Here is a 7,725-nt window from a genome sequence, read left to right on the forward strand (position 1 = left end):
AAGTTCTACTAAATCAACTCTGTTCCAATTTTTGTATTTTTTTCAAATAATGGTTTTATAAATATGCTTTTTTGAAGCTCTGTGCCATTTGCCTTTGGCATTAAATAGCCAACAAATTCGCTTTTTGAATTAGTATTGTATATTAGGCTAGTTGGATAGCAAACACCAAAACAATCAAATGGTGTGTCTAGCATTAATTTAAGTTTTTGAAATTTATGTTGAGTGTTGTGTTCTTTTTTATAAATTTTAGCTACATATTCGGTATTTGTTGAATAAATTATTCCTTCTCCGCCCGCTGAAATTTCATCTAAAATTAAAATTGCATTTTTATTTTCATCATATACTGTTGAGCCTTTTGTGGGTATTTTACTAATTTTATTAACTACATCGTCACTGCTTATTATTGTTTTTGATATTTTAAAGGCAGATTGATTAAGGCGTAAAATTCTTGAATCAATTTTAGAGATATCATCATCTCCAAATTTACTCATATCACTATTTTTATTAATACGATAAACACCAATGTAACAACAAATATTTTTATATATGTCGTAGTCATTTGTTATTAGTAAGTAATCTTGGCTTTTTGCCTTTAAAAAAAAATCGTTAAAGTAATTTGCATTTGTTTTTTCAAGATCGGATTGTTCAAATTTAACTAGAAGTTTGTTTTCTAAATCTGATAATATTTTAATAACATTTTTGGTTGTGGTTGCTAAGTTCAAATCATTATTGTTAATATTTAATTTAAGTTCATCATATACTTTTGGCAGAATGGTTAAGCATTTGTTTTCTTGTTCTAAAATAGGCAAATACCTATTAAGCCAACGCTCAAAAGCAAAATTTAATAAACTACTTGTATCTATATAAATTTTTCTATTACTAATTATTTTTTGAAATCTATTTAATGAATTATTTAAATTATCTTTTGTGTGCATTAATTGCCTTTAAATTGCAAATTTTCCCTAATTGACTTTGGTCCATCTGTGTAAAATTTATCTTTTATAGTTATGTTTTTGTTTGCAATTATAGATTTTGCATATTCATAGTCGTATTCGTATATATGAGCCGAAGCTATGTATCCTGCTATAAAACCTGTTTTAATACATACTCTTTTTGCTAAATCTGCTTGAAATTTTGCAAGTGCAAGCAAATTTGCATATTGACGCCCAAGTATATTTTGGCTTCTAAAGAAAAATTGTAAATTTAGTTTTTCATCTCTTATTTTAATATCTATAATATTTAAACACGGCAAATTAGCATCCATTACTCCTTCACTCAAAAGCGAGATTGTGGCAGATTTGCTCTCTTTCTTCTTTTCTAATCTCTTAATCAGATATTCAAACTGATCAATACCATTTTTATTATAAATTTGATCAGCGTATGTAAAAGGGCGATTTGGCATAATAACACCTTTTTTAAATTTATCCAAGGTGTGAGAAACGATATCCTTATCACCAAATTTATCCACTATATCATCTTGCAATTTGGGACTTAAAATTTTAACACTAAGTCCTAATAATTCCATTATTTCAACATCTTCATCAAAATTTTGCTTCCCATTTTGCATTACCTTAGAAATACTTCTTAACCAACATTCACCGATAGTTTTTACTACTATATCACTCATAATATGCCTTTTTATCCTAAATAATTTATGTTTTTTGATATCTGGTCAAATATGCTGTTTTGGCTAAATCTATCATTTTGTATTTTTTGTAATATATGATACGAATTATCACTTTTTAGCAAAACATTAGAATTTTCAATAAATTCGCCTATAATAGTTGCTTTCGTGTTATTTGATTGGTTAATTTTCATAAAATGCTGCACGTTTTCTTTTGGGATTGAGTATATAAACTGCCAATCTCCGCTTGCAAGACACAATAAAAATTCATCTATATTAAGCTTTTTAGCTACCATTTTGCTCTCATCTCTTATAGGCAATGAGTCTTTGTATATAATTGCTCCTAAATTATTATTTTCACATAATGTATAAATAGAGCTAGATAAACCATCGCTGTTGTCTATACCTGAATTTACGATTTTAGCTTGTGAAATTTTATTGGCTATTTTGTAAGGAGGATTTTGATGTGTTAAGGCTTGATAAAATAATTTTTTTGTTTTAGCTGACATTTTAAGATTGTTTTTAATTGCAAGATATCCACTAATCATAGTGCCAAAATATCCAGTGGCTACTATTAAATCCCCGACTTTTGCACCTTTACGACTTATGATTTGATCTTTTTTGCATTTACCAATAGCTGTAACTACTATGGCAAATTTATGGTTATTTTTAGTGTCGCTAGATGCTATGAAAGCACCATATTTTTTTGCCGCTTCTTGAGCACCAAGCATCGTGTCCCTTACAAACTCAAAATTGGTATTTTTTGGTAAAAGTAATGCTATGCTAACGGCTATTGGTGAGCCACCAGAGATTAATATATCACTAATAGAATGTGATATAGCAAAGTCGCCTACGCATTTTGCATCGCTTATGTTTAAAGTATATGTTAAATTTAAGCCACTCCTATCGGTATTTAAAAGTAATACTTCATCATCGTTTATGTTTATATCTAAAAATGCACTATCGTGTCCAAAACCACCTATTAGCTTACTATCTACATTAAGTATATCAATTATTTTAGAAACTAATAGCTTTTCTCCAAGCTTAAAAATTATATTGGTATTTGTCATTTTTATATACCTTTATGATAGATATTTTTTAGTATTTTATCAATATATATATATATATATATATATATATATATATATATATATATATGATTAAATTATGCAATAGATATAAAAATATGAAAAATTTTATATTATTGTCATACTTTTTCCACAAGCTCGTAAATAACAAAGAAAAGTTTTGTGTTATATATTTAAAACTTCACTTTCTACTAGATTACTTAATGTTCATTCTTTGAGTAAGTTGTGCTTGTGTATAAGTGCATTGGTTACTTTTAACTCATCTTCTAGTGCATCATACTTTCGTTTGAAATCAGTATTTTTTAGTAAAACATCTCTAAAATTTATACTAGCCATTTTTAAATTCTTTTAATTTAATTATTTATAACATATGCACTATAAGAAACTACTTGGTTTTTCATCGTTTTTTTGCTAGTCTTTTTTGCATTTAAATAAGGTATTTTTAGTTATAGATTTGACAATAGAGCCTAGATAATCTGCATACCATTGCATTAAATTCTATTTGTTCTAGTGTAGTAGTTTGTCTTTCGTAGGCGTATTTTACGGCGTTTGGTTCTGTGTGGGCTAGTGCGTTTTCTATCGTTTTTTACTTACTTTAAGTTGCATAAGTTTAGCCTACTTAAAGAGTAGATGATTCTAAGTGTCGCCCTAAAATCGTTAGCCGTAATTTCTTACTATTTAAATCTAGTAAAATTTGCGTTGCTTTATAACATTAAGGGCAAAATAAGTAAATAAAAAGGATTATTTGAAACTGAAATAAAATTAAAAAAAGGTTAAGTGGTGGGTTCACCAACTACCAAAAGTATATTTAAACCCCTTGGTTTTGTGGTGTTTATGTGATTTTTCGGTTAAAAAAGTCCGTAATCTTGTCCGTTTTGTTTTGCAAAATATAGGCGTAAATTTAGGCAGGATTTTTTTTAATTTTAAGTAAAAAAGCAAAAACAAAAAGAAAGGCAAGAGCAAGAAACAGCACAAAAACTAAAAGCAACAGCAAGGCAAAGAAAAAGCGAAAGTCAAAAGCTAAAATAATGAGTGGGAGCAAGAAAAGTAAAAGCAAAAGCTAAAAAAAGGCAAAAAGGGGCAAATTTTAAAAAAACAAAACAAAAATTAAGGCAAAAAAATGAAAAGCAAAACAAGATTAAAAGCAAGGTAAAGAGAAAGTAGGGCAAGGTAAGGCAAAGGCAGAGCAAAAATCAAAGCCAAAAGCACGAGCAAATCAAAAAAGCAGGGCAGGGCAAAAGCAAGGGCTGAGCTACGCCCAACTGCCACCGCTAGCGCCTAGCCCCGCTCTTGTGCCACGCTCCGTTTCGCCCTTTGCGTCAGCGCTTCCAAAACCGCCACCTTCTCTGCCGTTTCTATCTTTGTTTTTATCCCACTCTCTTAATGCGTCGCCTAGCGATCGTTTATCCTTGTTATTTTTGTCAAGCTCTCTGCCCATATAATCAGCGTCCGCTTTTGCTCGTTCGCTTATTCGCCCCATACGTTCTCTCATTCTGTCGCTCATCTCTACCAAATGGTCGCTAATTTGCCCCACGTAAGTACCTGCGGCGTTTTTAAAGCCCTCTATTTGCCCTGTTTTTTTGTAGCCTTCTATATCTGAAATAAGCCCTACGCCGTCCGTAAAGCCAAACATCCCTTTAATTCCTTCAAAAAAGCTCTGTGGTCGCTCGTAAAGTCTTGTGCCTGTCTCTGTTGTTCCTGCATAACTCCCACCAAAGCCAAAATGATTATCAAGCCCCGTCACCATTTCAAATACCTCATCTATTGCAGCTGAAACAGCCAATCCGATACCAAACATGCCAACCACCGAAGTAACGCCAAACGCTGTCACTGCTAATTTTGCGGTGGTATTTACCACCGCTGATTTTAGTTCGCTGTATATACTCTCAGGGACATTGCCTATATTTATTTGCTCTTTTGTTAGGGCATCATAGGCTAACCCTGCTAACGCTGAGCCTATCGGACCCATATAAGAGTTTGCCACTCTTTCAAGAGCATTTTCATAAGCCGAGTCGGCTCTCACTTCGGCAGCAAAACGCTCAAAGCCACGTTGCAATGATTTATTTATATCCCTATCTTGTTTATAGTTGCCGTAATTATCAACCCCTACGCCGCCATCTTTTAACCGCTCTTTGTTTTGGGCTTGTAATATAATATCAGTCGCCTCTTGTTTTTTTTCGTTTATTTTATCCATTGCTTTAACCATTCCCACAATATCAAAAACGTTCTCTTGATTAGTTAAAATTTGCATAGGCATAAGCGCGAATTCTGCAAAATCTTCCCCATATTCTGCAATAACCTCACTTAAAGACAGCGGAGCATTTAAGCCGATAGCCCTAAAATCTGCACTAGGGGCAGAAAAGGCAGAAAACCTATCGCCCCCTGCAAGGGTGCTATCAAGCAGTCCCCCTGCCATAAAAGCAAACGTGTCATCATTGCTTCTTGCCGTTATATTTATGGTGTCAATAAAGGCAATATACCCAAACATTTTACCTACCAAAAACAGGATGATTTTTAGCAGCGGACGGCTTTTCTGACATACCAAAAACGTTCGGGATATCGCCTATGTCTAGCATTTCATCGTGTGTTAATGTTCTTATTAGGCTAAAATAATATCTTGTCATTGTTTCAGGCACTATCATCCCCCCTGCGTGGTTTTCGCTAATAAAAGCCCCCATAGTAGAAACCGCCTTTATTAGTCTATTGTCTCTTACTTGCTTTGTTATCGCTTCTTTTTGTGCTGCGATTAAGGTGGTGTCCGTGTTTAATTTTTTTGCTTGTGCGTCTAGCAAAACCCCTTGTTTTTTTAAATTTAGTAGCTTATCGCTTTTTTGCTCGTTTAGCTCATCGTTTTTTACTTTGTGCCCCTTTGTTTGTTCTGTGATATTCTTAATATTCTCAGCAACTGCTAAATTTTGCTGTCTTAACTGCTCTAATTTAAGTGGTCTTTGCTCGTTTAGCTCATCGTTTTTTACTTTGTGCCCCTTTGTTTGTTCTGTGATATTCTTAATATTCTCAGCAACTGCTAAATTTTGCTGTCTTAACTGCTCTAATTTAAGTGGTCTTTGCTCGTTTAGCTCATCGTTTTTTACTTTGTGCCCCTTTGTTTGTTCTGTGATATTCTTAATATTCTCAGCAACTGCTAAATTTTGCTGTCTTAACTGCTCTAATTTAAGTGGTCTTTGCTCGTTTAGCTCATCGTTTTTTACTTTGTGCCCCTTTGTTTGTTCTGTGATATTCTTAATATTCTCAGCAACTGCTAAATTTTGCTGTCTTAACTGCTCTAATTTAAGTGGTCTTTGCTCGTTTAGTTCGGCAAGTTGTGAATTTTTAATTTCCCTTTCTATTATCCGCAAGTCCCTTTCTGCTTCTGCTGTCTGCCTTGCTACTTCAAAGCTAAGCATAGCCGAGCGGTTTTGTGTTTCGGTTAGCTCTGCCCTTCGTATCGTTTCAATTAACGCCAAAGCCGTTTGAAGTGCCGTATTTGTAAATGAAAGCGTCATATTTGGCAAAAGCTGGGTTAAAATTTGCACCCTTTGAGCCTCAGGGATATTAAAATCGTTGATTTTTCCATCTAGGTATCTTAAACTCTCTGAATATGGCGAGTTTTGATTTGTTGTTAGCTCTAAGATTTTTACCACGTGTTCGTAAAATTCGGCTTTGATTGTTTGTTGGATTGTTTGTGTTGTTTTTTCTGTCATTTTATGCTCCCCCATTTGTTATTTTTACTTTTAAATTTTGATTTTTTGTTAGCTCTAAAAACCTATTTAATGTCGCTTTTGAGTTAAATACGCCTTTATCTGTATAAATGCTACCTAGCAAGATACAGCCCTCAGTATGCTTTGGATAGTTCCCAGCGTGGATTAAGATAAACCGCTCACGGCTTACTAAGTCATTATAAAGTAGTGGCAATACCTGCTTAAAACGTGGGCTTTTATGCCATATCACGCTATAATCGCCTTGCGGTATTCTTTTATCTAAGTTAGGGCGTATTTCATCGCTCCCTGCTGGTTCAAGTGTAAAGCCAGTAAGTAAAATTTTATCGTCCTTTAAAAGCGTAAAACGCCCGATAGTGCCGTCATCTATCTCTTTAAATCTTTCAATTTTTAAAATCATCTTTTGTCCTTTTAAAATATTTTTAAACGCTATCGCCTAAACGACGCCCATATTTTATTGCATTGTTTTCTTTGCAATGCTCTAATAGCTCTTTAACGTTGCCTTTTAACTCTGTTATCTCTCTTTTTACATCAGTGATTAAATGCTCTTTAAAAAATGAGAGTTGCAAATTTAAAATTTCGCTTTGTGTTTCTAGCGTCTTATCTATTTTTTCAAGCGTTCTTTTTATATCTCTTGTAATAAAATAGTTATAAGCCACCAGCCCTAAAAGCACCAAAAATAAAACGCCTACAATGCCTAACTTTTCAGCACTTTGAGCGGTTGTTACAAATCCTTGAATTTCACTTGTCATTTACGCACCTCTTTAAAATTAGCTCTATTTGTTTATGATAAATCATTAATGCCTTTGCCGTTTCTAAATCGTTAATGTTATAGCTTGGTTTTTCTGGGATTTTAGCGTCGCATTTTACGGGCTTAATAACCTCTACAAACTCGGTTTTACTAACACTTTGCTTAGCACAACCCATTAAAAAAAGTGGTAAAAATATGGCTAAAATTTTCATTTTGACAGCTCCAAAAATAGTTTTTCGTAAAAATCTTTTTTTGTTTCGCAAGTGATTTTTTTAGGCGTTTTTAGGCTTTGATATTTTGTGTTTAGGCTCTTTAATTCACGGCTTAAATTTTCGTTATTCACACTTAGGGCTTTAAAGGCTTCGTTTTGCTTTGTGATGTTTGCCTTGCACGTGATTAAATCGGCGTTTGTGATATCATTTTGCACTCTTAACACGGCTAAATCGCTGTTTAATTTGCTAATCTGATTATCTAGCCCCTTGATTTTTAGCGTGTCTAAAAAGATAACACTACATAAAAAGGCGGTTAATAGGATAAAAGCGGTGC

Annotated in this window: 10 protein-coding genes; all 10 read right to left on the reverse strand. The window is 33.3% G+C overall.

Features of this window, described 5'->3' with window-relative positions:
- Positions 1 to 8: 8 nt before the first annotated feature.
- The gene (locus tag NYG85_RS04755) at positions 9 to 935 is read right to left on the reverse strand and encodes a PIN domain-containing protein (protein WP_284937340.1); all 927 of its coding nucleotides are present in this window, start codon (positions 933 to 935) and stop codon (positions 9 to 11) included.
- On the reverse strand, positions 935 to 1,627 hold the full coding sequence (locus NYG85_RS04760; RefSeq protein WP_284937341.1) for a thymidylate synthase: 693 nt from the start codon (positions 1,625 to 1,627) through the stop codon (positions 935 to 937). Before NYG85_RS04760 ends, NYG85_RS04755 begins: the two co-directional genes overlap by 1 nt.
- A gap of 11 nt (positions 1,628 to 1,638) precedes the next feature.
- Positions 1,639 to 2,694, reverse strand: coding sequence for a thiamine-phosphate kinase (locus NYG85_RS04765; protein ID WP_284937342.1), 1,056 nt, complete (start codon positions 2,692 to 2,694; stop codon positions 1,639 to 1,641).
- 1,125 nt (positions 2,695 to 3,819) lie between these two features.
- Positions 3,820 to 3,981, reverse strand: a complete 162-nt coding sequence (locus NYG85_RS04770; protein ID WP_284937343.1) for a hypothetical protein — start codon at positions 3,979 to 3,981, stop codon at positions 3,820 to 3,822.
- Positions 3,965 to 5,200 carry a hypothetical protein gene (locus tag NYG85_RS04775; protein WP_284937344.1) on the reverse strand — a complete coding sequence of 412 codons (1,236 nt, stop codon included), beginning with the start codon at positions 5,198 to 5,200 and terminating at the stop codon, positions 3,965 to 3,967. Before NYG85_RS04775 ends, NYG85_RS04770 begins: the two co-directional genes overlap by 17 nt.
- 1 nt (position 5,201) lies before the next feature.
- Positions 5,202 to 6,413: a coiled-coil domain-containing protein gene (locus NYG85_RS04780; protein ID WP_284937345.1), complete on the reverse strand. Its 1,212-nt coding sequence runs from the start codon at positions 6,411 to 6,413 to the stop codon at positions 5,202 to 5,204.
- Position 6,414: 1 nt separating this feature from the next.
- Entirely contained in the window at positions 6,415 to 6,828 is a 414-nt protein-coding gene (locus NYG85_RS04785; protein ID WP_284937346.1) for a DUF5675 family protein, read from the reverse strand.
- A 22-nt stretch (positions 6,829 to 6,850) separates the two neighbouring features.
- Complete coding sequence (locus tag NYG85_RS04790; RefSeq protein ID WP_284937347.1) at positions 6,851 to 7,180, reverse strand: hypothetical protein; 330 nt, start codon at positions 7,178 to 7,180, stop codon at positions 6,851 to 6,853.
- Positions 7,170 to 7,391 carry a hypothetical protein gene (locus tag NYG85_RS04795; RefSeq protein ID WP_284937348.1) on the reverse strand — a complete coding sequence of 74 codons (222 nt, stop codon included), beginning with the start codon at positions 7,389 to 7,391 and terminating at the stop codon, positions 7,170 to 7,172. Before NYG85_RS04795 ends, NYG85_RS04790 begins: the two co-directional genes overlap by 11 nt.
- The coding region (locus NYG85_RS04800) for a hypothetical protein (RefSeq protein WP_284937349.1) at positions 7,388 to 7,725 on the reverse strand (338 nt) is incomplete at its 5' end. The genes NYG85_RS04800 and NYG85_RS04795, both read right to left, overlap by 4 nt.

The sequence above is a fragment of the Campylobacter gastrosuis genome (assembly GCF_030249845.1).
GTDB classification, from domain to species: Bacteria; Campylobacterota; Campylobacteria; order Campylobacterales; family Campylobacteraceae; genus Campylobacter_A; species Campylobacter_A gastrosuis.